The sequence below is a fragment of the Streptomyces sp. ICC1 genome, assembly GCF_003287935.1.
Taxonomy (GTDB): domain Bacteria; phylum Actinomycetota; class Actinomycetes; order Streptomycetales; family Streptomycetaceae; genus Streptomyces; species Streptomyces tritrimontium.
This window is the reverse complement of record NZ_CP030287.1, coordinates 853,032-877,031: the sequence shown is the minus strand read 5'-3', so window position 1 is coordinate 877,031 and position 24,000 is coordinate 853,032. Positions and strand designations below refer to the sequence as shown.

Below are 24,000 nucleotides of genomic sequence, written 5' to 3'. Positions count from 1 at the left end.
GGCCGGGGTGCGCCGGCCGGGTGTGGGGGGTGGTCGACCTGACGGGGGTACAGGTCTGGCGGTACTGGTCCTGCCGGGGTGTTACACGAAGCGCTGGTTGGCCGAGCCGTTGCAGGTCTGCAGGCGCAGCGGCTCGTGGGCCCCTGCCACCGTCACGCACATGCCCGGGGCGGCGGCGGGGCGCAGGGTGGCTCCGTCGCGGACGAACTGCTGGTTGGCGCCGCCGTGGCAGTTCCAGATGATCATCGCGGTGCCGTTGCCGTAGTTGGCGGCGGGCGCGTCGAGGCAGCGGTCATGGGTGAGCTCGATGTGGAGGGACTTCTTCGCGGAGTCGTACCACCAGCCCTGGTTGCGACCGCCGTGGCAGTCCCAGCCGATGACCTTGGTGTTGTTGGCGCTGGAACCGCCGTTGGAGTCGAGGCAGTTGCCGGTCGCCTCGTTCTTGAGCGGCTTGTACAGGTCGTCCCAGGCCCCGGCCTGCAGGACGGGGGTGCCGGTGCTCGCCGGGTCGGCGCAGGAGGCCTCGCGCAGGCCGGAGGCGTAGAGCTGGGTCAGACAGGACGCGAAGGCGCCGTGGCCGCGGTAGTTGGGGTGGAAGGACTGACGGGCGGTGTTCTCGTCCCACGGGAAGTGGTCCCCGAGGTCGAGGTAGAGGCCGCGGGCCCAGGTGTCCTCCATGCAGACCTCGTGGCCCTGGAAGAGCCTCGAGTTGTCGAGGTAGGTCGCGCCCGCGGCGAGGGCGGCCGCGCGCATGCCCTTCTCGAAGGTGGGCACCGCGTAGTTGCGGCCCCAGGCGGCGTCGGAGTCGTAGCCGGCGCAGCCTCCGGGGAGCTTGCCGGGGAAGTCGGGGTTGTCGTTGAAGTCGGGGCCGATCGGGCTGGGGTAGCCCATCACGACCAGCTTGTAGTCGGAGTCGGCGTAGCCGGCGTCGCGCATGACCGTCTTGAGGTCGCCGATCGTCGCCTCCACCTTGGGCTTCAGGCCGTCGACGCGGCCCTGCCAGCCGGGGCCGTACTTCGGCTCGCAGGTGCCCTGGCTGAGCACCCAGCGTGTGACACAGTCGGTCATGACCGGGCCGAACTGCAGGTCGTCGTTGGCCCCGGCGACCAGCACCACCATCTTGATCTTCGTGTTGCGGGCCTTGATGGCGAGACTGTCGCTCTGCACCAGCTCGTCGGCGTACTGCTTGCCTCCGCCGATCCTGATGTTGCCGGTGTAGCCGCCGGAGCAGGCGGCGTTGAAGGTGTAGTCGGCCGCGATGCCGGTGCGGTGGATCGCCGAGTCCGGCGACCGGTGGCACTGGTTGGACGCGGTGTTCGTCGCGGGATCGTAGTTGCCGACGCCCTCGCCCGAGATCTCGCTGTCGCCGAGCGAGATCAGGCCGGTCTTGCGGTCGGCGAGCGGGCGGATCGCCGAGTCGCCGTAGATCTTGACGGCCTCGGCGGCCCGGATGGCCTCCAGTTCGGGCGTGAGGGGTGTGGCCGCGGCCGCGGCGGCGGACCCGGCGGCGGGAGCCGCGTGGGCCATGGGGGTGATGGCGGTGACGCCCCCGAGGGCGGCCGCGACCGCCGCGACGGCGGCGAAGGTAGATCTGAGCCTGGATTGTGTACGGACACGTGCCATGAACGCCTCCCCGATCTCAGTGTTACCCCCGGTATTTACTGGTCAGTAGGTGAGTTGGGAACAGTCCGAACAAGACAATTGCTCAACTTTTTGAGGAGGCACCACAGATGACCGAGGATCAGCAGACCGAACCGGGCCCCGAGGGGTTCCGCGTCGAGCACGACTCCATGGGCGACGTACTCGTCCCCGCGCACGCCAAATGGCGAGCTCAGACCCAGCGCGCGGTGGAGAACTTCCCCATCTCCGGGCAGCGCCTGGAGCGTGCCCACATCGCGGCGCTGGCCCGGATCAAGGCCGCCGCGGCCGCCGTCAACTCCCGGCTCGGCGTAATCGACGAGGACATCGCCGCCGCGATCGTCTCGGCGGCCGGCGAGGTCGCCGAGGGCCGCTGGGACGAGCACTTCCCCGTCGACGTGTTTCAGACGGGTTCCGGCACCTCGTCCAACATGAACGCCAACGAGGTGATCGCCACCCTGGCCACCGAGCGGCTCGGCCGCGCCGTCCACCCCAACGACGACGTCAACGCCTCGCAGAGCTCCAACGACGTCTTCCCGTCCTCCATCCACATCGCCGCCACCGCCGCCGTCACCGGTGAGCTGATCCCCGCCCTGGACCACCTGGCCGCGGCGATGGAGCGCAAGGCCGCCGAGTTCTCCGAGGTGGTCAAGTCCGGGCGGACGCACCTGATGGACGCCACCCCGGTCACCCTGGGCCAGGAGTTCGGCGGGTACGCGGTCCAGCTCCGCTACGGCGTCGAGCGGCTGCGCGCGGCGCTGCCCCGGCTGGCCGAACTGCCGCTGGGCGGGACCGCGGTGGGCACCGGGATCAACACCCCGCCCGGGTTCTCCGCCGCCGTGATCGCCGAGGTGGCCGCGGCCACGGGGCTGCCGCTGACCGAGGCCCGGGACCACTTCGAGGCCCAGGGGGCGCGGGACGCGCTGGTGGAGACCTCGGGAATGGTCCGCACGGTCGCCGTCTCGCTCACCAAGATCTGCAACGACCTCCGCTGGATGGCCTCGGGCCCGCGCACCGGATTGGCCGAAATCAATCTCCCGGATCTCCAGCCGGGGTCCTCGATCATGCCCGGGAAGGTCAATCCGGTCGTCCCGGAGGCCGTGCTGATGGTGGCGGCCCAGGTGATGGGGAACGACACGGCGGTCGCCGTGGCGGGCGCGGCGGGCAACTTCGAGCTCAACGTGATGCTCCCCGTGATGGCCCGCAACCTCCTGGAGTCCATCCGCCTCCTGGGCAACGCGAGCCGCCTGCTGGCCGACCGCACGATCGACGGAATCACCGCCAACACGGCCCGGGCCAGGGAGTACGCCGAGTCCTCGCCCTCCGTGGTGACCCCGCTGAACCGCTACATCGGCTACGAGGAGGCCGCCAAGGTCGTCAAGAAGTCGCTCGCGGAGCGCAAGACGATCCGCGAGGTCGTCCTGGAGTCCGGCTACGTGGAGCGCGGCGACCTCACCCTCGAACAGCTCGACGAGGCGCTCGACGTACTGCGGATGACCCGGCCCTGATCCGGGCCCGCCGCCCCCCGGGCGGGGTCCGGATCCGGTCGTTTCCGGTCCTCGAACACCTCGGTGACCTGCACCGCAGCGATTCCCCGGGCCCCCGCCCTAAGATCTGGCCATGACAGGTACCGGAGGCCGCGGGGGCGGCAGTGCGCGCAGTGCCGCGCGGGACTCGGCACAGGACGCGCGCCACGGCGGGCACTGGGCGCCCGGGGAGCAGATCCTGTGGCGCTACCGCGACCACGCGCCCGGCCTGAAGGGCGCCGTGCACATCTGCCGGCCCGTCACCGTGGTCGCCGACACCGACGAGCTGCTCGCCGTGTGGATGGCTCCGGGGACCGAGTGCGTCAAACCGGTGCTCGCCGACGGGACCCCGGTCCACGAGGAGCCGCTCGCCACCCGGTACACCGCGCCGCGGACCACCGTACGGTCGCGCTGGTTCGGGGCGGGCGTGCTGAAGCTGGCGCGGCCCGGGGACCCGTGGTCGGTGTGGCTGTTCTGGGAGCACGGCTGGCGCTTCAAGAGCTGGTACGTGAACCTCGAGGAGCCGCGGACGCGGTGGTCCGGCGGGATCGACTCCGTGGACCACTTCCTCGACGTCTCCGTCTATCCGGACCGCACGTGGAAATGGCGGGACGAGGACGAGTTCGCGCAGGCCCAGCGGTCCGGGCTGATGGACCCGGAACAGGCGGACCGGGTGCGGGCCGCCGGGCGGGCCGCGGTGGGCGTGATCGAGGCCTGGGGCCCGCCGTTCTCGGAAGCCTGGCAGGATTGGCGGCCGGACCCGGCCTGGGAGGTTCCGGTGCTGCCGAAGGACTGGGACCGCACTCCGGCGCATATGACCTCATGAGACCCTTGATGCGCCCCGGGGGTGCGACCGTAGGATCGTCCTCCGCGGCAGCGTGTGGCGTCGCCGCGAGAGGGTCCGACCTCGAATCTCGTGCCGCACGCGGGACTTGACCGGAGGCCGGCGCACGACGAGAGGCGATGAGCGGGCGGGGGTCCCCCCGGATTAAGTTTGGGGGAGGAACCGCGGGGTGGTGGTGTCCCCGCCGCTGAGCGGGTATACCGCGACTGACCGAGTTGAGTGCAGCGCACATCGAGCGCAAACGGACGGAATGCCACGCGTGACGGAGTACCCCACCTCTCAGGAGGGCTCACAGCCGGCTGCCGGTGCCTCCGGCGGCCGCACGGATGAGCTGGGCCACGGCAAGGCCCCGGTCCCGGCCGCCGAGGCCGTACGCACGCATGCGCAGGTCCAGGGGGCCGACCAGCCCGCCTCCGGCCTCCCCCGCCCCCGTGAGACCGCCGCCGCGAACAGCGGCGCCCGCGACACCGAGGCAGCGCGCGCCGCGGCCGCCGCTGCCCCGGCGGCCCAAGTGGCACAGGCGGCAAAGGCGGCACAGGCGGCACAGGCGGCACAGGGCAACGCCCCGGAGGCCATCGCCCGGCGCGAAGGCGACCGGCTGCGGTTCGTCGGAGCGGCCACGCGGCGGATCGCGCGCGGCATCGACCTGGACGAGATCGTGCTCGGGCTGTGCCGGGCCACGGTGCCGACCTTCTCCGACGCCATCCTCGTCTACCTGCGCGACCCGCTGCCCGTGGGCGACGAGCGGCCCGTGGGGCCCGTCGTCTTAAGGCTCCGGCGCACCGACCGGCTCCGGCCGATCGACGAGTTCACCGCCGCGGCCGCCGGCGCCGGCGCGACGACCTCGGACGGCGAGCTCGACTTCAGCCAGCTGGCCCTGGTCGGCCCGCAGGGCGACCTGCCCGCCGCCGAGCTGTGCGAGATCCGCCCCGGCGGGGCGCTCGCCGAGGTGCTGCGCGGCGTACGGCCCGTCTTCGGGTCCTCCGCCGCGGCCCGCGCCGCGCTGCCGGAGCTGCTGGGCGCGGACCACCCCGTACCGCGCGGGCAGCGGGCCATCCTCGCCCCGCTGCGGGGCCGCCGCCGCGTCATCGGCGCGGCGGTGTTCCTGCGCACCCCCGAGCGGCCCGCCTTCGAGACGAACGACCTGCTGGTCGCCGCCCAGCTGGCCACCCACACCGCGCTGGGCATCGACAAGGCCATGCTCTACGGGCGCGAGGCGTACATCGCCGACGAGCTCCAGCGCACGATGCTGCCCGACAGCCTCCCGCAGCCCACCGGGGTCCGCCTGGCCAGCCGCTACCTGCCCGCCGCCGAGACGGCCCGGGTGGGCGGCGACTGGTACGACGCCATACCCCTGCCCGGCAGCCGGGTCGCGCTCGTCGTCGGCGACGTCATGGGCCACTCCATGACCTCCGCGGCGATCATGGGACAGCTCCGTACGACGGCCCAGACGCTGGCGCAGCTCGACCTGCCGCCCGCCGAGGTCCTGCACCACCTGGACGAGCAGGCGCAGCGGCTGGGCTCCGACCGGATGGCCACCTGCCTCTACGCCGTCTACGACCCGGTCTCGCACCGGATCACCATCGCCAACGCCGGCCACCCGCCGCCGGTCCTGCTGCACCTGGGCGGGCGCGCCGAGGTGCTGCGCGTACCCCCCGGCGCCCCCATCGGCGTCGGCGGCGTGGACTTCGAGGCGGTGGAGCTGGACGCCCCCGCCGGGGCCACCCTCGTGCTGTACACCGACGGCCTGGTCGAGTCCCGGCTGCGGGACGTGTGGACCGGCATCGAGCAGCTCCGCGAGCGCCTGGCCACGACCGCGCAGCTGACGGGCCTGGACCACCCGCCGCCGCTGGAGGCCCTGTGCGACGACATCCTGGACATGCTGGGCCCGGGTGACCGGGACGACGACATCGCGCTGCTCGCCGCCCGTTTCGACGGGATCGCGCCCAGTGACGTGGCGTACTGGTTCCTGGACCCGGAGGAGACCGCTCCGGGCCGGGCGCGCCGGTTCGCCCGCCGCGCGCTGGCCCGCTGGGGGCTGGAGGAGCTCCAGGACTCGCTGGAGCTGCTGGTCAGCGAGGTCGTGACCAATGCCGTGCGGTACGCGGAGCGGCCGGTCACGCTGCGCCTCCTGCGCACGGACGTGCTGCGCTGCGAGGTCGGCGACGACTCCCCGCAGCTGCCGCGCCAGCGCCGCGCGCGGGACACGGACGAGGGCGGCCGCGGCCTGTTCCTGGTCAACCGGATGGCCAAGCGGTGGGGTGCCACCCGGCTGAGCAGCGGAAAGGTGGTCTGGTTCGAGCTCGCATTGCCGGGGGCGCATGATCGGCGTTGACTGGGCAGAAGCAGACGAAGCGACCCAACCGACCCATGGGGAGGACGCTCGTGACCCAGGACGCGCAGAAGATCCCGTACACGACCGACAACGTCGGCATTCCGGTGGAGAGCGACGAGCATTCGCTCACCGTGGGTGCCGACGGCCCGATCCTGATGCAGGACCACTACCTCATCGAGAAGATGGCCCAGTTCAACCGGGAACGGGTGCCCGAGCGGGTGGTCCACGCCAAGGGCGCGGGCGCCTACGGCGTCTTCCAAGTGACGAACGACGTGAGCCAGTTCACCAAGGCCGATGTCTTCCAGCCGGGCCGAAGGACCGAGATGCTGGCCCGCTTCTCGACGGTCGCCGGTGAACAGGGATCGCCCGACACCTGGCGGGACCCGCGCGGCTTCGCCCTCAAGTTCTATACCGAGCACGGCAATTACGACCTGGTCGGCAACAACACCCCGGTGTTCTTCGTCCGCGACCCGATCAAGTTCCAGGACTTCATCCGCTCCCAGAAGCGCCGTCCCGACAACGGGCTGCGCGACCACGACATGCAGTGGGACTTCTGGACCCTCTCCCCCGAGTCCGCGCACATGGTGACCTGGCTGATGGGCGACCGCGGCATCCCGAAGTCGTACCGGCACATGAACGGCTACGGCTCGCACACCTATCTGTGGGTCAACGGCGGCGGCGCGAAGTTCTGGGTGAAGTACCACTTCAAGACGGACCAGGGCATCGAGTTCCTGACGCAGGCCGATGCCGACCGGATCGCCGGCGAGGACCCCGACCGCCACCGGCGGGACCTGTTCGACTCGATCGCGGGCGGTGAGCCGCCGAGCTGGACCCTGTGGATCCAGGTGATGCCCTTCGAGGACGCGGCCGGCTACCGCTTCAACCCCTTCGACCTGACCAAGGTGTGGCCGCACGCCGACCACCCGCTGATCGAGGTCGGGCGGATGACCCTCGACAAGAACCCGGCGGACTACTTCATCCACATCGAGCAGGCCGCCTTCGAGCCCTCGAACCTGGTGCCGGGCATCGGTCCGTCGCCGGACAAGATGCTGCTGGGCCGGCTGTTCTCGTATCCGGACACGCACCGCTACCGGATCGGCGCCAACTACGCGCAACTGCCGCCCAACCGGGCCCGCTCGCTCGTCTCCTCGTACTCCAAGGACGGTGCGATGCGCTTCGAGGCCTCGGCCGCGGCCCGCCCGTACGCGCCCAACTCCTACGGCGGCCCCGCGGCGGACACGGCCCGCTTCGGCGAGCCGGCCGGCTGGGCCTCGGCGGGCGAGATGGTCCGCGAGGCGTACGGCCTGCACAGCGCGGACGACGACTGGGGGCAGCCCGGCACGATGGTCCGCGAGGTGCTGGACGATGCGGCCCGCGACCGGCTGGTGTCGAACATCAGCGGGCACCTGCTGGACGGGGTCAGCGCCCCGGTCCTGGAGCGGGCCGTGCGGTACTGGCGCAACGTGGACAAGGCGCTCGGCGACCGGATCGCGGCGGCGGTCTCCGGCTGAGGCCCGAGGACGGGAACGAGGAAGGGCCACCGCCCCGCGGCTGCGGGGCGGTGGCCCTTCCTCGTTCCCGTCCTCGGGCCTCAGCGCCTACCGCCGGCTCTTATACACATCTGACGCTGCCGCCTCTCCTCTCCGTGTTACTTCCTCGGAGATGTGTCTAAGGGACAGGAACGCCCCGACCCCCAGGGCCGTACGCCCCTGCGCGGGCGCCCGGCAACGCGTGGGTCAGGCCGAGACGGCCGCGCGGATCTCGTCCGCGAACCGCTCCGCCGCGCCGCGCAACGCACCCGCGTCGGGTCCGTGCTTCAGCACGCCCCGCGACACGTTCGGCACGACATTGCGGACGGCCGCGCCGAAGACCGCCGGGAGGTCCGCCGCCGTCGCGCCCTGCGCGCCGATGCCGGGGGCCAGCAGCGGCCCGTTGATGTCCAGGTCGAAGGAGGACAGGTCCCCGAGGGTCGCGCCCACGACGGCTCCGAACGAGCCCATCGGGGAGGCGCCCGCGTTCTCCGCCGCCAGGTGCCCGAGCATCGTCGCGCCGATCGTCCGGCCGTCCGACCGCACGGCCCGCTGGACCTCCGCGCCCTCCGGGTTGGAGGTCAGGGCCAGGACGAACAGGCCGGCCCCCGACTCGCGGGCCAGGTCGACCGCCGGCTTCAGCGAGCCGTAGCCCAGGTACGGGGAGACGGTCAGCGCGTCGGAGAAGAGCGGCGAGGACGGCGACAGGAAGGTCTGCGCGTACGCGGCCATCGTCGAGCCGATGTCGCCCCGCTTGGCGTCCATGACGACCAGCGTGCCCGCCGCCCGGGCGTCGGCCACGGTCTGCTCGAGCACCGCGACGCCCTTGGACCCGAACCGCTCGAAGAACGCCGCCTGCGGCTTGAAGACCGCCACCGAGTCGGCCAGCGCCTCGACGACCGTGCGGGAGAACTTCTCCAGGCCCGCGATGTCGTCGTCCAGGCCCCACGAGGCCAGCAGCGCCGCGTGCGGGTCGATGCCCACGCACAGCGGACCGCGGGTGTCCATCGCCTCGCGCAGGCGGGTACCGAACGGGATCACAGGGCTCACAGCGCGGCCTTTCGGGTTTCGGCGCCCACCGCGTCGGCGAGGGTCGCGTACGGGCTGGCGGCCAGGCGCGCGGCCAGGCCCTTGTGGATGGCGCGGGCGTAGCAGGGGCCCTCGTAGATGAAGGCGCTGTAGCCCTGGACCAGGCTCGCGCCGGCCAGGATCCGCTGCCAGGCGTCCTCGGCGTTCTCGATGCCGCCGACGCCGACCAGGACCAGCCGGTCGCCGACGCGGGCGTACAGCCGGCGCAGGACCTCCAGCGAGCGCTCCTTGACGGGGGCGCCGGACAGTCCGCCGGTCTCCTTGACCAGGGACGGGGAGGACTTCAGACCGAGGCCGTCGCGGGCGATGGTGGTGTTCGTGGCGATGATGCCGTCCAGGCCCAGCTCCAGGGCCAGGTCGGCGACCGCGTCCACGTCCTCGTCCGCGAGGTCCGGGGCGATCTTGACGAGCAGCGGGACCCGGCGGTCGGTGACGGCGCGGTCCGCGGCTTCCCGTACGGCGCTCAGCAGCGGGCGCAGCGACTCGGTCGCCTGGAGGTTGCGCAGTCCCGGGGTGTTCGGGGAGGAGACGTTGACGACCAGGTAGTCGGCGTGGCGGGCGAGGCGCTCGGTGGAGGCGACGTAGTCGGCGACGGCCTCCTCCTCGGGCACGACCTTCGTCTTGCCGATGTTGACGCCGACGACGGTCTTGAAGACCGGGTTGCGGGCGGCCAGGCGGTCCGCCACGGCCGCCGAACCCTCGTTGTTGAAGCCCATGCGGTTGATCAGCGCACGGTCCGGCACCAGCCGGAACAGCCGCTTCTTCGGGTTGCCCGGCTGGGCCTGGGCCGTGACCGTGCCGATCTCGATGTGGTCGAAGCCGAGCATCGACATCCCGTCGATGGCGACGGCGTTCTTGTCGAAGCCGGCCGCGAGCCCGAAGGGGCCGTGCATCCGCAGGCCGAGGGCCTCGGTGCGCAGCGATGCGTACCGGGGTGCCAGGAAGGCGGCGACGAAGGTGCGCAGGACCGGCGTGCGGGCGGCGAGGCGGATCCAGCGGAAGGCCATGTAGTGGGCCTGCTCCGGGTCCATCCGCTTGAAGACCAGGTCGAAGAAGAGTTTGTACATCGTGCAGGGGTTCCCTTGTGCGCTCATGAAGCTCATGAAGAGGGGGACGACCGTCGCGCTTCGCGCTGGACGGTGTCCCCCTCCCCTCTACGGGCCGTACGGGCTTGTCGGTCCTCGCCGGGATCTAGTCGCGGGCCGCCGTCAGCCGCTCCGCGTGCTCCTGGAGCGAGCGGACGCCGACGTCGCCGCGGTTGAGCGCGTCGATGCCCTGGACGGCCGCGGCGAGCGCCTGGACCGTGGTGAGGCACGGGACGCCGCGCGCCACGGCGGCCGTACGGATCTCGTAGCCGTCGAGGCGGCCGCCGGTGCCGTACGGGGTGTTGACGATCAGGTCGACCTGGCCGTCGTGGATGAGCTGGACGATGGTCTTCTCGCCGTCCGGGCCCTCGCCCTCGCTGAGCTTGCGCACGACGGTGGCGTTGATGCCGTTGCGGCGCAGCACCTCGGCGGTGCCGGAGGTGGCCATCAGCTCGAAGCCGTGGGCGACGAGCTCGCGCGCCGGGAAGATCATCGTGCGCTTGTCGCGGTTGGCGACGGAGATGAACGCGCGGCCCTTGGTGGGCAGCGGGCCGTAGGCGCCGGCCTGGGACTTCGCGTAGGCGGTGCCGAAGACGCAGTCGATGCCCATGACCTCGCCGGTGGAGCGCATCTCCGGGCCGAGGACCGTGTCGACGCCGCGGCCGTGGATGTCGCGGAAGCGCGACCACGGCATGACGGCCTCCTTGACGGAGATCGGCGCGTCGAGCGGCAGGGTGCCGCCGTCGCCGGTCTTCGGGAGCATGCCCTCTTCGCGCAGCTCGGCGATGGTGGTGCCGAGCGAGATGCGGGCGGCGGCCTTCGCGAGGGGGACGGCGGTCGCCTTCGAGGTGAAGGGGACGGTCCGGGAGGCGCGCGGGTTGGCCTCCAGGACGTAGAGGATGTCGCCCGCCATCGCGAACTGGATGTTGATCAGGCCGCGGACGCCCACGCCCTTGGCGATGGCCTCGGTGGAGGCGCGCAGCCGCTTGATGTCGTAGCCGCCGAGGGTGATCGGGGGCAGGGCGCAGGCCGAGTCGCCGGAGTGGATGCCGGCTTCCTCGATGTGCTCCATGACGCCACCGAGGTAGAGCTCGGTGCCGTCGTAGAGGGCGTCGACGTCGATCTCGATGGCGTCGTCGAGGAAGCGGTCGACCAGCACGGGGCGGGTCGGCGAGATCTCGGTGGACTCGGCGATGTACGAGGACAGCCGGTCCTCGTCGTAGACGATCTCCATGCCGCGGCCGCCGAGCACGTACGAGGGGCGTACGAGGACGGGGTAGCCGATCTCGTCGGCGATGGCCTTGGCGCCCTTGAAGGTGGTGGCGGTGCCGTGCTTGGGGGCGGGCAGGCCGGCGTCGGCGAGGACCTGGCCGAAGGCGCCGCGGTCCTCGGCGGCGTGGATGGCCTCCGGCGGGGTGCCGACGATGGGCACGCCGTTGTCCTTGAGCGCCTGGGCGAGACCGAGGGGGGTCTGGCCGCCGAGCTGGACGATGACACCGGCGATGGGGCCGGCCAGCGACTCGGCGTGGACGATCTCCAGCACGTCCTCGAGCGTGAGCGGCTCGAAGTACAGGCGGTCGGAGGTGTCGTAGTCCGTGGAGACGGTCTCCGGGTTGCAGTTGACCATCACGGTCTCGTAGCCGGCGTCGCTGAGCGCGAAGGAGGCGTGGACGCAGGAGTAGTCGAACTCGATGCCCTGGCCGATGCGGTTCGGGCCGGAGCCCAGGATGATGACCGCGGGCTTCTCGCGGGGGGCGACCTCGGACTCCTCGTCGTAGGACGAGTAGAAGTACGGGGTCTTCGCGGCGAACTCGGCGGCGCAGGTGTCGACCGTCTTGTAGACCGGGCGGACGCCCAGCGCGTGGCGGACCTCGCGGACTACGTCCTCGCGCAGGCCGCGGATCTCGGCGATCTGGAAGTCGGAGAAGCCGTGGCGCTTGGCCTCGGCGAGCAGCTCGGGGTGGAGCTTCTCCGCGGCGGCCAGCTCGTCCGCGATCTCCTTGATGAGGAAGAGCTGGTCGACGAACCAGGGGTCGATCTTCGTGGACTCGAAGACCTCTTCCTGGGTGGCGCCGGCGCGGATGGCCTGCATGACGGTGTTGATGCGGCCGTCGGTGGGGCGGACCGCGGTGGCGAGGAGCTCGTCCTTGTCGCCGGTGGGGCCGACGAAGGTGAACTGCGAGCCCTTCTTCTCCAGGGAGCGCAGGGCCTTCTGGAGGGCCTCGGTGAAGTTGCGGCCGATGGCCATGGCCTCGCCCACCGACTTCATGGTGGTGGTGAGGGTGGCGTCGGCGAGCGGGAACTTCTCGAAGGCGAAGCGCGGGGCCTTGACGACGACGTAGTCGAGGGACGGCTCGAAGGAGGCCGGGGTCTTCTCGGTGATGTCGTTGGGGACCTCGTCGAGCGTGTAGCCGATGGCCAGCTTGGCGGCGATCTTGGCGATCGGGAAGCCGGTGGCCTTCGACGCGAGCGCGGACGACCGGGACACGCGCGGGTTCATCTCGATGACGATGACGCGGCCGTCGACCGGGTCGATCGCGAACTGGATGTTGCAGCCGCCGGTGTCGACGCCGACCTCGCGGATGATCGCGATGCCGATGTCGCGCAGCCGCTGGTACTCGCGGTCGGTGAGCGTCATCGCCGGGGCGACGGTGATCGAGTCACCGGTGTGGACGCCCATCGGGTCGAAGTTCTCGATGGAGCAGACGACGACGACGTTGTCCTTGGTGTCGCGCATCAGCTCCAGCTCGTACTCCTTCCAGCCGAGGATGGACTCCTCCAGGAGCACCTCGGTGGTCGGGGAGAGCGTGAGGCCCTGGCCGGCGATGCGGCGCAGCTCTTCCTCGTTGTGGGCGAAGCCGGAGCCGGCGCCGCCCATGGTGAAGGAGGGGCGCACGACGACGGGGTAGCCGCCGAGGGTGTCGACGCCCTGGATGACGTCGTCCATCGTGTGGCAGATGACCGAGCGGGCGGACTCGCCGTAGCCGATCTTGGCGTGGACGGCTTCGACGACGCCCTTGAAGAGCTCGCGGTCCTCGCCCTTGTTGATCGCCTCGACGTTGGCGCCGATGAGCTCGACGTTGTACTTCTCCAGCACACCCTGCTCGTGCATGGAGATGGCGGTGTTGAGCGCGGTCTGGCCGCCGAGGGTCGGGAGCAGCGCGTCGGGGCGCTCCTTCGCGATGATCTTCTCGACGAACTCGGGGGTGATCGGCTCGACGTACGTGGCGTCGGCGATCTCCGGGTCGGTCATGATCGTGGCGGGGTTGGAGTTCACCAGGATCACCCGCAGGCCCTCGGCCTTGAGGATGCGGCAGGCCTGGGTCCCGGAGTAGTCGAACTCGGCGGCCTGCCCGATGACGATCGGGCCGGAGCCGATGACCAGGACGGACTGGATATCGGTGCGCTTAGGCACGATCGGCCTCCATCTGGGCGGTTTCCATCAAAGACGTGAAGCGGTCGAAGAGGTACGCGGCGTCGTGCGGGCCGGCAGCCGCCTCGGGGTGGTACTGGACGGAGAAGGCCGGCTGGTCGAGCAGCTGGAGGCCTTCGACGACCTGGTCGTTCAGGCACACGTGGGAGACCTCGGCGCGGCCGTAGGCGGTCTCGGAGACCTTGTCGAGGGGCGCGTCCACGGCGAAGCCGTGGTTGTGCGCGGTGATCTCGACCTTGCCGGTGGTGCGGTCCTGCACCGGCTGGTTGATGCCGCGGTGGCCGTACTTCAGCTTGTACGTGCCGAAGCCGAGCGCGCGGCCCAGGATCTGGTTGCCGAAGCAGATGCCGAAGAGCGGGGTCTTGCGGGCCAGTACGGCCTGCATGACCGCGACGGGGCCGTCTGCGGTGGCCGGGTCGCCCGGGCCGTTGGAGAAGAACACGCCGTCGGGGTTGACCGCGTACACGTCCTCGACGGTGGCGGTGGCGGGGAGCACGTGCACCTCGATGCCGCGCTCGGCCATCCGGTGCGGGGTCATGCCCTTGATGCCGAGGTCCACGGCGGCGACGGTGAACTTCTTCTCACCGATCGCGGGGACGACGTACGCCTCCTTGGTGGCGACCTCGGCGGCGAGGTTGGCGCCCTTCATCTGCGGGGCGGTGCGCACCTTGGCGAGCAGCGCCTCGTCACGGACGCCGTCCCAGGCCTCGCCGGAGAAGATGCCGACGCGCATGGCGCCGCGCTCGCGCAGGTGGCGGGTCAGGGCGCGGGTGTCGATGCCGGAGATCCCGACGACGCCCTGCTTGACGAGCTCCTCGTCCAGCGAGCGGCGCGAGCGCCAGTTCGAGGGGACGCGCGCGGGGTCGCGCACGACGTATCCGGCGACCCAGATGCGGGAGGACTCGGAGTCCTCGTCGTTGACGCCGGTGTTGCCCACGTGCGGGGCGGTCATCACGACGACCTGCCGGTGGTACGACGGGTCGGTGAGGGTCTCCTGGTAGCCGGTCATGCCGGTGGAGAACACGGCCTCGCCGAAGGTCTCCCCCACAGCGCCGTAGGCGCGGCCGCGGAAGATCCGACCGTCCTCCAGGACGAGTACGGCGGGAGCTTTGGCTGCTCCCCTGGTGGAGGTCGTCATCGTTCGGCGCCTTCCGTCGTGGTGATTGAGTGGTTCATGAGGTTGATCGCTTCGACCCAGGCGGCGTGTTCGGCCGCGCGGTCGGAGCGGAATCCGGAGTCGATCAGCCTGTCGCCGTGCGCCCATGTGACGACGAGGAGACCGCCCTCGGTGAGTACCTTGCCCGCGATTCCCTTGTCGAGGCGGGCGCCGCGCAGTTGCGCGGCCGGTACGAAGAAGTCGGTGGCACCCGGACGGACCACGTCGAGGCCCGCGTCGGTGAGCGTGAGCTCGACCCGGCTGCGGACCCCCAGCCCGTGGGCGACGATCCGGTCGAGCCACTGCCCGGCGGTGGTGGACCCGTGGTACCGGCCGGTCAGGGCCAGCCGGTGCGCCGGGAGGCCGCTGGGGGCGGCGGGCAGCTCCGGCAGATCGCTCTGCAGGGTGCCGCGCCATTTCCAGCCCTGCCGCATCAGCCAGTACACGAACGCGATGAAGACGAGCAGACCGATCACCCACGCGATGCGGGCGCCCCAGTCCGTCACCTCCGCCGACTGTCGTTCGGCGGCCTCGGCGGCCAGTTGGATCACTGCAGGTGTCACGCCAGTTTCCCGTCCACGACCGTTGCCCGGCCCCGCAGGAAGGTGTGAGTGACGCGCCCCGGCAGCTCACGGCCCTCGTAAGGCGTGTTGCGGCTGCGGGAGGCGAAGTGTGCGGGGTCCACGACACCACGGTACGAGGTATCGACCAAGGTCAGGTTCGCGGGTTCACCTGCCGAGACGGGGCGTCCGTGGTTCGGGAGGCCGCCGATGCGCGCCGGGGCGAAGGACATCCGCTCGGCGACGCCCGCCCAGTCGAGCAGTCCGGTCTCCACCATCGTCTGCTGGACGACGGAGAGCGCGGTCTCCAGGCCCACCATGCCCATGGCGGCCGCGGCCCACTCGCAGTCCTTGTCCTCGTGGGGGTGCGGGGCGTGGTCGGTCGCGACGATGTCGATCGTGCCGTCGGCGAGCGCCTCGCGCAGGGCCAGCACGTCGCGCTCGGTGCGCAGCGGCGGGTTGACCTTGTAGACCGGGTTGTACGAGCGCACGAGCTCGTCGGTGAGGAGCAGGTGGTGCGGGGTGACCTCGGCGGTGACGTCGATGCCGCGGGACTTGGCCCAGCGGACGATCTCGACGGAGCCGGCGGTGGAGAGGTGGCAGATGTGCACGCGGGAGCCGACGTGCTCGGCGAGCAGCACGTCGCGGGCGATGACCGACTCCTCGGCGACGGCGGGCCAGCCGCCGAGGCCGAGCTCGGCGGAGACGACGCCCTCGTTCATCTGGGCGCCCTCGGTGAGGCGGGGCTCCTGGGCGTGCTGGGCGACGACGCCGCCGAAGGCCTTCACGTACTCCAGGGCGCGGCGCATGATCACGGCGTCGTCCACGCACTTGCCGTCGTCGGAGAAGACGGTGACGCGGGCGGCGGACTCGTGCATGGCGCCAAGCTCGGCGAGCTTCTTGCCCTCCAGGCCGACGGTGACGGCGCCGATGGGCTGCACGTCGCAGTAGCCGGACTCCTTGCCCAGGCGCCACACCTGCTCGACGACGCCGGCGGTGTCGGCGACGGGGAAGGTGTTGGCCATGGCGAAGACGGCGGTGTAGCCGCCGGAGGCGGCGGCGCGGGTGCCGGTGAGGACGGTCTCGGAGTCCTCGCGGCCGGGCTCGCGCAGGTGGGTGTGGAGGTCGACGAGGCCCGGGAGGAGGGTCTGGCCCTGGGCCTCGATGACCGTCGCGTCGCCGGCGTCCAGGTTCGCGCCCACGGCGGCGATGGTCTCGCCGTCGATCAGGACGTCCTGCGCCTCGCCACCGAGTACCTTCGCGCCACGGATCAGGATCTTGCTCATCTTTACTTCGTCTCCTCGGTGCGGGCGGCGGTGGTGCTGGCGGTGCTGGTGGTGACGGCGGGCTCGGAGCCCCCGAGCAGCAGGTACAGGACGGCCATCCGGATGGAGACGCCGTTGGTGACCTGCTCGATGACCGTGCAGCGGTCGGAGTCGGCGACCTCGGCGGTGATCTCCATGCCGCGGACCATCGGGCCGGGGTGCATCACGATGGCGTGCTCGGGCATCCGGGCCATCCGGGCGCCGTCCAGGCCGTAGCGGCGGGAGTACTCGCGCTCGGTCGGGAAGAAGGCGGCGTTCATCCGCTCGCGCTGCACGCGCAGCATCATCACGGCGTCGGACTTCGGCAGCACCTCGTCCAGGCTGTACGAGATCTCACACGGCCAGGCCTCGACGCCGACGGGCACCAGGGTGGGCGGGGCCACCAGGGTGACCTCGGCGCCCAGGGTGTGCAGCAGCTGGACGTTGGAGCGGGCGACCCGGCTGTGCAGGACGTCGCCGACGATGGTGATCCGGCGGCCGTTCAGGTCCTTGCCGAGCCCGGCGTCCTTGCCGACGAGGCGGCGGCGCATGGTGAAGGCGTCGAGCAGGGCCTGGGTGGGGTGCTCGTGGGTGCCGTCACCGGCGTTGATGACCGGGGCGTCGATCCAGCCGGAGGTCGCGAGGCGGTAGGGGGCGCCGGAGGCGTGGTGCCGGATGACGACCGCGTCGACGCCCATGGCCTCCAGGGTCTGGGCGGTGTCCTTGAGGGACTCGCCCTTGGAGACGCTGGAGCCCTTCGCCGCGAAGTTGATCACATCGGCGGACAGGCGCTTCTCGGCGGCCTCGAAGGAGATCCGGGTGCGGGTCGAGTCCTCGAAGAAGAGGTTGCAGATCGTGCGGCCGCGCAGGGTGGGCAGCTTCTTTATCGGCCGGTCCGCGACGCGCGCCATCTCCTCGGCGGTGTCGAGGATCAGGACGGCGTCGTCGCGCGTGAGATCGGCGGCCGAGATGAGGTGGCGCTTCATCCGGGTTCTCCGTACGTCGGTGAGGGCAGCGGTGTGGGGAGGGCAGACGGGCGGGCTGGGGTGTGGCAGGGCAGGCTTCGGCGCGCGGACCCCCGGGGGGGTCCGGCTCCGGCAGGGTTACTGCCCCGCTGCCCGGTCGGTTCGCTGGCCGAGCAGTACGGCGTCCCGGCCGTCCTCCTCCTGGAGCTGGACCGACACGTTCTCCCGCAGCGACGTGGGGAGGTTCTTGCCGACGTAGTCGGCGCGGATCGGCAGTTCGCGGTGGCCGCGGTCGACGAGGACGGCGAGCTGCACGGCGCGCGGGCGGCCGATGTCGCCGAGGGCGTCGAGGGCGGCGCGGATGGTGCGGCCGGAGAAGAGGACGTCGTCGACGAGGACGACCAGGCGGCCGTCGATGTCGTCGCCGGGGATCTCGGTGCGCCCGATGGCGCGGGCCGGCTTCATCCGCAGGTCGTCGCGGTACATGGTGATGTCGAGGGAGCCCACCGGGATCTTGGCACCGGTGATCTCTTCGAGTTTGGCGGCCAGCCTGCGGGCGAGGTACACGCCGCGGGTGGGGATGCCGAGGAGCACCACGTCGTCGGCGCCCTTGGCGCGTTCGACGATCTCGTGGGCGATCCGGGTCAGGACCCGGGCGATGTCCTGCGCGTCGAGAACGGGGCGCATGGCATCGCTCTGCCCGGTTTCCCGGGCTGTGGTGCGGTTGTGCTGGGTGTCCATGAAAAGGACCTCCTTCTCCGCCTCACGGGACGGACCTTAAAGGACGTCTGATCTACGCGTTCCACGGTACCAGGGGGATTCCCCGGGGCCCGCACCGGGGCGGCCCGGGACCCCTCGTCCGTGGGCGTCGCGGACCATTCGGCTTGACGCATCCAAGTAACGCTGCGTAACCTCACAGTGAGTTACGAGCCGCGCGGCGGAGCCGCACGTGGTCCATCACGTGGGCCATGTCGCCAAAGCGTTCATGTCGTCACAGCGTCCATGCCGTCACAGCGCACAGCGTCCGGGAGCGTTATGTCCAGCGAATACGCCAAACAGCTCGGGGCCAAGCTCCGCGCCATCCGCACCCAGCAGGGCCTTTCCCTCCATGGTGTCGAGGAGAAGTCCCAGGGCCGTTGGAAGGCCGTGGTGGTCGGTTCCTACGAGCGCGGGGACCGCGCCGTGACCGTCCAGCGCCTTGCCGAGCTGGCGGACTTCTACGGGGTTCCGGTGCAGGAACTGCTGCCGGGAACGACCCCCGGCGGAGCGGCCGAGCCGCCGCCGAAGCTGCGCCTGGACCTGGAGCGCCTGGCCCACGTCCCCGCGGAGAAGGCCGGCCCGCTGCAGCGTTACGCGGCGACCATCCAGAGCCAGCGCGGCGACTACAACGGCAAGGTGCTCTCGATCCGCCAGGACGACCTGCGCACCCTCGCCGTCATCTACGACCAGTCCCCCTCGGTCCTGACCGAGCAGCTGATCAGCTGGGGCGTGCTGGACGCGGACGCGCGTCGTGCGGTGGCGCACGAGGACATCTAGTCCGACGGTGTTACCGGGCCCAGGCCCAGCAGAAACGTTACCGGCGGGGCGCCGGGGAGCCGAGAGGCCCCCGGCGCCCCGCCGGTCTTTTGCGTCCCGTCCCGGATCCGCGGACCCAGCCGGCCCGGGCCGACACGACCCGGCACGACCCGGCACGACCCGGCACGACCCGGACCGGCACGACGAAAGGGCCCGCAGCGCGCGTGCGCTGCGGGCCCTTTCGTCCGCGCCGGTCCGGCGCGGGTCAGCTCTCGCTGCGACGCAGCTTCGGCTTGAGGTCCTTGAAGCGGCCGAGCAGTCCGTTCACGAACGAGGGCGACTCGTCCGTGGAGAACTCCTTGGCCAGCTGGACGGCCTCATCGATCGCCACGGCGTCCGGGGTGTCGTCCACCCAGATCAGCTCGTAGGCACCGAGGCGCACGATGTTCCGGTCCACGACCGGCATGCGGTCCAGGTCCCAGTCCACCGCGTAGGTGGCGATCAGATCGTCGATGCGGTCCACCTTGTCGGCGTACCCCTCGACGAGTTCCATGGTGAACTCGTTCACCGCGGGCTGGCGGTCGGTGTCCGACCGCGAGTGGCGGATCCAGTCCGCGAGGACCTCGCGCACGGACACGTCGCGCTGGTCGGCCTCGAACAGGATCTGGAAAGCGCGCTTGCGCGCGTTGCTCCGGGCAGCCACGGTTAGCTGTTCACCCGGCCGAGGTAGTCGCTGGTGCGGGTGTCGACCTTGATCTTCTCGCCCGTGTTGATGAAGAGCGGGACCTGGATCTCGTGGCCGGTCTCCAGCGTCGCCGGCTTGGTGCCGCCGGTGGAGCGGTCGCCCTGGACGCCCGGGTCCGTGTGCTGGATGGTCAACTCGACGGCGGCCGGGAGCTCTACGTAGAGCACCTCGCCCTCGTGGCGGGCCACGGAGGCGGTGAAGCCCTCGATCAGGAAGTTGGCGGAGTCGCCGACGGCCTTCTTGTCGACCATCAGCTGGTCGAAGTCCTCCATGTCCATGAAGACGAAGTACTCGCCGTCCATGTAGGAGAACTGCATGTCGCGGCGGTCGATGGTGGCCGTCTCGACCTTGGTGCCGGCGTTGAACGTCTTGTCGACGACCTTGCCGGACATGACGCTCTTCAGCTTGGTGCGCACGAAGGCCGGGCCCTTGCCGGGCTTGACGTGCTGGAACTCGACGACGGACCAGAGCTGGCCCCCGTCGAGCTTCAGCACCATGCCGTTCTTGAGGTCGTTCGTGGAAGCCACGGTTTGGGAATCTCCTGCACTGGAAGACCACGGGTGCGCGCACAGCCCGGCGATGCGGGCTAGAGCGCGAGCAGCTCCTTGGTCGTAATGGTGAGTAGCTCGGGACCGCCGTCCGCCTCGGGGCGTACGACGAGCGTGTCATCGATCCTGACACCGCCCCGGCCCGGGAGGTGAACCCCCGGTTCGACGGTGACCGGCACGCAAGCGTCCAGTTTACCCATGGCCGTAGGTGCAAGCTGCGGGTCCTCGTCGATTTCGAGACCGACGCCGTGTCCGGTCCACGCCGCGAGGGCCTCCCCGTGTCCCGCGGAGTCCAGCACGGAACGGGCGGCGTGATCCACGTCTCGGTAGGCGGCCCCGGGCATCAGGGCCTCGCGGCCCGCCCGCTGGGCGGCGAACACGAGGTCGTACAGCTCGATCTGCCAGTCGGCGGGGGTCGTGCCGATGACGAAGGTCCGGCCGATCTCGCAGCGGTAGCCCCGGTAGTTCGCGCCGAGGCAGACGGAGAGGAAGTCGCCCTCCTCCACCCGTCGGTCGGAGGGCCGGTGCCGGGAGCGACCGGAGTGCGGACCCGTGCCGACGGAGGTCGGGAAGGCCGGGCCGTCCGCCCCGTGGTCCACGAGGCGGCGTTCGAGCTCCAGGGCGAGGTGCCGCTCGGTGCGGCCCACCAGGATCGACTCCAGCAGCTCGCCGAGGGCCTGGTCGGCGATCTCGGCGGCGATCCGCAGGCAGGCGATCTCCTCCTCGTCCTTGACGAGGCGCTGCTGCTCGACGGCGGTCCCGAGGTCGGCGAGGCGCAGTCCGGGCGCCACGGAGCGCAGGGCGCGGTGCCGGCCCACGGTGAGGTGGTGCTCCTCGACGGCGAGGGAGTCGGCGCGCGCGGAAGCGGCGAGGTCGGCGGCGGCGACGGCGGGATCGGCTCCCGGGCCCGCCAGCACGGAGATCCGCAGGTTCTCGTCGAGCCGTCCCTCGTCGGCCTCCCCGGTGGGCTGCCCGGCGCAGAACAGCATGTCCTCCCCGCCCGGTCCGACCAGCAGGACGGCGCCCAGCGGCGACGCCCCGGAGAGGTAGCGGACGTTCGCCGGACGCGTGATGAGTGCGGCGGCGTTTCCGGCGGCCGCACAGCGGTCGCGAAGCAGGCCCCGGCGGGCCGCGTACACGTCTGACATGCTTCCGAGCCTACGAGCGGCGGGCGCATCCGGCCTGGTGAGCGCGGCCGTACGAGGACGCGGCCGGGGCTTCGGAGGGCCGGGGCCTCAGCGGGCCGGGGCTTCAGTGGGCCGGGGCTTCAGCGGGCCCGGGCTTCAGTGGGCCGGCGCCGAGATGGCGCGGGCCAGGGTCTCGTCCAGGGCGCGGGCGGTGCCCTCGACGTCCAGGTGGGAGTTGTCGATGATCGGCAGCCCGGATCCGTACCAGCCCGCCATGCGGCCGTGGATCCGCGCGACCTCCTCGTCGGAGAGCCGCCGGTTCCCGGAGCGGGCCGCGTTGCGCTCCAGGACTATCTCCAGGCCGGGCAGCAGGACGACGGGCAGCAGCGCGGGCCCGACGTGGCGCTTCCAGCCGCCGAGGCCCACCACGGGGCGGTCGGGGAAGACCGCGTCGTCGAGGATGCAGGAGATGCCGTTCGCCAGGAAGTTGCGGGCGGCGAAGCCGCAGGTGCGGCGGGCGAGGCGATACTGGGCCTCGGAGTGGTCGTTCCAGCCGGCCTGCGGGTCCGCGAACCCCGAGCACACCCATTCCCGTACGTCGTCCAGGCTGACGTGCGCCGTGGGGACCGGCCGGGTGGCCGCCCAGTGGCGGGCCACGGTGGTCTTGCCGGCGCCCGCGGGACCGATCAGCAGCACCGCGAGGGTGGCTCCGCCGGTGCCCGCGACGGCGGGCGGCAGCGGGATGTGCCCGGTGGACCCGTCCGGCATCCCGGGGGCCCCGGGATGCCGGACGGGCAGGGACGCGGGCGCGGGCACCGGGGAAACGGGCCAGCCCTGCGCCGGGGGGACCGGCGGCTGCGGGGGCGCCGCCGAGTGCTGACGCCCCGACGGATCCCAGCTCCCGCCACCCACTCCGTGCTGCATCCGCTGCCAACCCCGTCCCGTTCCGGCCCGACTGATGCGAGAACGTTATATGACCCGGGAGCTCCGGCGGGTCACTCGATCAAGCGAAGGCCCCGATCAGGCCGTGACTTCGCCGAACGCCGCCACGAGGACGGCCGGGTCCGGGCCCTCCAGGACGGTCGGCTTGGCCAGCCCGTCCAGGACGATGAAGCGCAGCAGGTCGCCCCGGGACTTCTTGTCGAGCTTCATCGTCTCCAGCAGCTTGGGCCACTGGTCGCCGCGGTAGGTCAGCGGCAGCCCCACCGAGGCGAGGACCGCCTTGTGCCGGTCCGCCGTCGCGTCGTCGAGGCGGCCCGCCAGCCGGCCGAGCTCGGCCGCGAAGAGCATGCCGACCGAAACGGCCGCGCCGTGCCGCCACTTGTAGCGCTCGTTCTTCTCGATGGCGTGCGCGAGCGTGTGCCCGTAGTTCAGGACCTCCCGCAGCCCCGCCTCCTTGAGGTCGCTGGAGACCACGTCCGCCTTGACCTGGATGGAGCGGCAGATCAGCTCGGCCGTGTGCGGGCCGGCGGGCGTGCGGGCCGCCTCCGGGTCCTCCTCGATCAGGTCGAGGATCACCGGGTCGGAGATGAATCCGGCCTTGATGATCTCGGCGAGGCCGCTGACGTAGTCGTTGACCGGCAGCGACTCCAGCGCTGCCAGGTCGCAGAGCACGCCGGCCGGCGGGTGGAAGGCGCCGACGAGGTTCTTGCCCTCGGCGGTGTTGATGCCCGTCTTGCCCCCGACGGCCGCGTCCACCATCGCCAGGATGGTGGTCGGCACGGCGATCCAGCGCACGCCGCGCAGCCAGGAGGCCGCGACGAAGCCCGCGAGGTCGGTGGTGGCTCCCCCGCCGACGCCGACGATGACGTCGGTGCGGGTGAAGCCGGACTGCCCCAGGGCCTTCCAGCAGTACGCCGCGACCTCGATCGTCTTGGCCTCTTCGGCGTTCGGCACCTGGATGGCGACGGCCTCGTAGCCCTGCGCCGCGAGGTCGTCGCGCAGCGCCTCCCCGGTCGAGGCCAGGGCCTCCGGGTGGATGACCGCGACCCGCTGGGCCTTCGTGCCGATCAGGGAGCCCAGCTCGCCGAGCAGCTGCCGGCCGACCAGCACCTCGTACGCGTCGTGCCCGGCGCTCTCGCCGACCTGGATCCGCGTCACCTGGTCTGTCATGCGTTCTTCAACTCCAGAGCGTCGAGGACCGCCTGCGCGACCTCTTCGGGGGTGCGGTCGTCGGTGGCCACCACGACGCGCGCGACTTCGGTGTACAGGGGGCGCCTGGCCTCCATCAGCTCGCGCCACTGGCGGCGCGGGTTGACGGCGAGCAGCGGGCGCGCGGCGCCGAGGCCCACGCGCCGTACGGCTTCCTCCACGTCCATCGAGAGGTAGGCGACGGGCAGCCCGGCCAGCAGGGCGCGCGTCTCCTCGTCGAGGATCGCGCCGCCGCCGAGGGCGAGGACTCCGTCGTGCCCGGCGACGGCGGCCGCGACGGCCTCCCGCTCCAGCGCACGGAAGTAGGGCTCGCCCTCGTCCACGAAGATGTCGGAGATCTCCCGGCCCTGGGCCGCGACGATGTCGGCGTCGGTGTCCCGGTAGGAGACGCCGAGCCGGTGCGCGACGATCTCGCCCACGGTGGACTTGCCGGATCCCATGGGGCCGACG

General features: G+C 71.5%; 20 protein-coding genes. 5 read left to right on the top strand and 15 right to left on the bottom strand.

The features are described 5' to 3' along the window. Window positions 1-81: 81 nt before the first annotated feature. Window positions 82-1,623: a ricin-type beta-trefoil lectin domain protein gene (locus DRB96_RS04180; protein ID WP_112446824.1), complete on the bottom strand. Its 1,542-nt coding sequence runs from the start codon at window positions 1,621-1,623 to the stop codon at window positions 82-84. Window positions 1,624-1,730: 107 nt separating this feature from the next. Here DRB96_RS04180 and DRB96_RS04175 point away from each other — a divergent pair, with 107 nt between their 5' ends. The 4 genes from DRB96_RS04175 to DRB96_RS04160 all read left to right on the top strand — a co-directional run bounded on the left by DRB96_RS04175 (window position 1,731) and on the right by DRB96_RS04160 (window position 7,854). Then, window positions 1,731-3,146 (top strand): class II fumarate hydratase, encoded by a 1,416-nt coding sequence (locus tag DRB96_RS04175; RefSeq protein ID WP_112446823.1) that lies wholly within the window; start codon window positions 1,731-1,733, stop codon window positions 3,144-3,146. Window positions 3,147-3,258: 112 nt separating this feature from the next. After that, complete coding sequence (locus DRB96_RS04170; protein WP_112446822.1) at window positions 3,259-3,990, top strand: DUF402 domain-containing protein; 732 nt, start codon at window positions 3,259-3,261, stop codon at window positions 3,988-3,990. Window positions 3,991-4,267: 277 nt separating this feature from the next. Next, window positions 4,268-6,343, top strand: a complete 2,076-nt coding sequence (locus DRB96_RS04165) for an ATP-binding SpoIIE family protein phosphatase (RefSeq protein WP_204357633.1) — start codon at window positions 4,268-4,270, stop codon at window positions 6,341-6,343. Between the two features lie 50 nt (window positions 6,344-6,393). Further along, a complete protein-coding gene (locus DRB96_RS04160) occupies window positions 6,394-7,854 on the top strand; it encodes a catalase (protein ID WP_112446821.1) in 1,461 nt (486 codons plus the stop codon). 225 nt (window positions 7,855-8,079) lie between these two features. Here the strand turns inward: DRB96_RS04160 and pyrF are convergent, their stop codons facing one another. From pyrF to pyrR, 8 genes are all read right to left on the bottom strand, one after another. After that, window positions 8,080-8,922, bottom strand: a complete 843-nt coding sequence (gene pyrF, locus DRB96_RS04155; protein WP_112446820.1) for an orotidine-5'-phosphate decarboxylase — start codon at window positions 8,920-8,922, stop codon at window positions 8,080-8,082. Next, window positions 8,919-10,028: a quinone-dependent dihydroorotate dehydrogenase gene (locus DRB96_RS04150; protein ID WP_112446819.1), complete on the bottom strand. Its 1,110-nt coding sequence runs from the start codon at window positions 10,026-10,028 to the stop codon at window positions 8,919-8,921. The genes pyrF and DRB96_RS04150 overlap by 4 nt, the downstream gene beginning before the upstream one ends. Before the next feature lie 124 nt (window positions 10,029-10,152). Then, entirely contained in the window at window positions 10,153-13,461 is a 3,309-nt protein-coding gene (carB, locus tag DRB96_RS04145; protein ID WP_112446818.1) for a carbamoyl-phosphate synthase large subunit, read from the bottom strand. Next, complete coding sequence (gene carA, locus DRB96_RS04140) at window positions 13,454-14,617, bottom strand: glutamine-hydrolyzing carbamoyl-phosphate synthase small subunit (protein WP_112446817.1); 1,164 nt, start codon at window positions 14,615-14,617, stop codon at window positions 13,454-13,456. The genes carB and carA overlap by 8 nt, the downstream gene beginning before the upstream one ends. Then, complete coding sequence (locus DRB96_RS04135) at window positions 14,614-15,198, bottom strand: hypothetical protein (RefSeq protein ID WP_112446816.1); 585 nt, start codon at window positions 15,196-15,198, stop codon at window positions 14,614-14,616. Before DRB96_RS04135 ends, carA begins: the two co-directional genes overlap by 4 nt. Next, window positions 15,195-16,481 (bottom strand): dihydroorotase, encoded by a 1,287-nt coding sequence (locus DRB96_RS04130; RefSeq protein WP_112446815.1) that lies wholly within the window; start codon window positions 16,479-16,481, stop codon window positions 15,195-15,197. The genes DRB96_RS04135 and DRB96_RS04130 overlap by 4 nt, the downstream gene beginning before the upstream one ends. Before the next feature lie 2 nt (window positions 16,482-16,483). Beyond that, the gene (locus DRB96_RS04125; RefSeq protein ID WP_112446814.1) at window positions 16,484-17,485 is read right to left on the bottom strand and encodes an aspartate carbamoyltransferase catalytic subunit; all 1,002 of its coding nucleotides are present in this window, start codon (window positions 17,483-17,485) and stop codon (window positions 16,484-16,486) included. Between the two features lie 117 nt (window positions 17,486-17,602). After that, window positions 17,603-18,205 carry a bifunctional pyr operon transcriptional regulator/uracil phosphoribosyltransferase PyrR gene (gene pyrR / locus DRB96_RS04120; protein WP_112446813.1) on the bottom strand — a complete coding sequence of 201 codons (603 nt, stop codon included), beginning with the start codon at window positions 18,203-18,205 and terminating at the stop codon, window positions 17,603-17,605. 294 nt (window positions 18,206-18,499) lie between these two features. Here pyrR and bldD point away from each other — a divergent pair, with 294 nt between their 5' ends. Further along, window positions 18,500-19,000, top strand: coding sequence for a transcriptional regulator BldD (gene bldD / locus DRB96_RS04115; RefSeq protein ID WP_069929708.1), 501 nt, complete (start codon window positions 18,500-18,502; stop codon window positions 18,998-19,000). Window positions 19,001-19,244: 244 nt separating this feature from the next. On the opposite strand, the gene nusB is transcribed toward bldD, so the two are convergent. The 6 genes from nusB to DRB96_RS04085 all read right to left on the bottom strand — a co-directional run bounded on the left by nusB (window position 19,245) and on the right by DRB96_RS04085 (window position 23,990). Further along, a complete protein-coding gene (nusB, locus tag DRB96_RS04110; RefSeq protein WP_112446812.1) occupies window positions 19,245-19,682 on the bottom strand; it encodes a transcription antitermination factor NusB in 438 nt (145 codons plus the stop codon). A gap of 2 nt (window positions 19,683-19,684) precedes the next feature. Next, complete coding sequence (efp, locus tag DRB96_RS04105) at window positions 19,685-20,251, bottom strand: elongation factor P (RefSeq protein WP_112446811.1); 567 nt, start codon at window positions 20,249-20,251, stop codon at window positions 19,685-19,687. A gap of 59 nt (window positions 20,252-20,310) precedes the next feature. Further along, window positions 20,311-21,420, bottom strand: coding sequence for an aminopeptidase P family protein (locus DRB96_RS04100; protein WP_112446810.1), 1,110 nt, complete (start codon window positions 21,418-21,420; stop codon window positions 20,311-20,313). 135 nt (window positions 21,421-21,555) lie between these two features. Continuing rightward, on the bottom strand, window positions 21,556-22,323 hold the full coding sequence (locus tag DRB96_RS04095; protein ID WP_112446809.1) for an AAA family ATPase: 768 nt from the start codon (window positions 22,321-22,323) through the stop codon (window positions 21,556-21,558). A gap of 96 nt (window positions 22,324-22,419) precedes the next feature. Next, the gene (gene aroB / locus DRB96_RS04090) at window positions 22,420-23,511 is read right to left on the bottom strand and encodes a 3-dehydroquinate synthase (RefSeq protein ID WP_112446808.1); all 1,092 of its coding nucleotides are present in this window, start codon (window positions 23,509-23,511) and stop codon (window positions 22,420-22,422) included. After that, window positions 23,508-23,990 (bottom strand): shikimate kinase, encoded by a 483-nt coding sequence (locus DRB96_RS04085; RefSeq protein WP_112453195.1) that lies wholly within the window; start codon window positions 23,988-23,990, stop codon window positions 23,508-23,510. The genes aroB and DRB96_RS04085 overlap by 4 nt, the downstream gene beginning before the upstream one ends. Window positions 23,991-24,000: the final 10 nt, after the last annotated feature.

Bases quoted from the DNA above. Each gene is read 5' to 3' on its own strand.
- DRB96_RS04180 (WP_112446824.1), bottom strand. From the start codon at position 1,623: ATGGCACGTGTCCGTACACAATCCAGGCTCAGATCTACCTTCGCCGCC.
- DRB96_RS04175 (WP_112446823.1), top strand. From the start codon at position 1,731: ATGACCGAGGATCAGCAGACCGAACCGGGCCCCGAGGGGTTCCGCGTC.
- DRB96_RS04170 (WP_112446822.1), top strand. From the start codon at position 3,259: ATGACAGGTACCGGAGGCCGCGGGGGCGGCAGTGCGCGCAGTGCCGCG.
- DRB96_RS04150 (WP_112446819.1), bottom strand. From the start codon at position 10,028: ATGTACAAACTCTTCTTCGACCTGGTCTTCAAGCGGATGGACCCGGAG.
- carA (WP_112446817.1), bottom strand. From the start codon at position 14,617: ATGACGACCTCCACCAGGGGAGCAGCCAAAGCTCCCGCCGTACTCGTC.
- DRB96_RS04130 (WP_112446815.1), bottom strand. From the start codon at position 16,481: ATGAGCAAGATCCTGATCCGTGGCGCGAAGGTACTCGGTGGCGAGGCG.
- DRB96_RS04125 (WP_112446814.1), bottom strand. From the start codon at position 17,485: ATGAAGCGCCACCTCATCTCGGCCGCCGATCTCACGCGCGACGACGCC.
- pyrR (WP_112446813.1), bottom strand. From the start codon at position 18,205: ATGGACACCCAGCACAACCGCACCACAGCCCGGGAAACCGGGCAGAGC.
- bldD (WP_069929708.1), top strand. From the start codon at position 18,500: ATGTCCAGCGAATACGCCAAACAGCTCGGGGCCAAGCTCCGCGCCATC.
- DRB96_RS04100 (WP_112446810.1), bottom strand. From the start codon at position 21,420: ATGTCAGACGTGTACGCGGCCCGCCGGGGCCTGCTTCGCGACCGCTGT.
- DRB96_RS04095 (WP_112446809.1), bottom strand. From the start codon at position 22,323: ATGCAGCACGGAGTGGGTGGCGGGAGCTGGGATCCGTCGGGGCGTCAG.
- aroB (WP_112446808.1), bottom strand. From the start codon at position 23,511: ATGACAGACCAGGTGACGCGGATCCAGGTCGGCGAGAGCGCCGGGCAC.
- DRB96_RS04085 (WP_112453195.1), bottom strand. From the start codon at position 23,990: ATGGGATCCGGCAAGTCCACCGTGGGCGAGATCGTCGCGCACCGGCTC.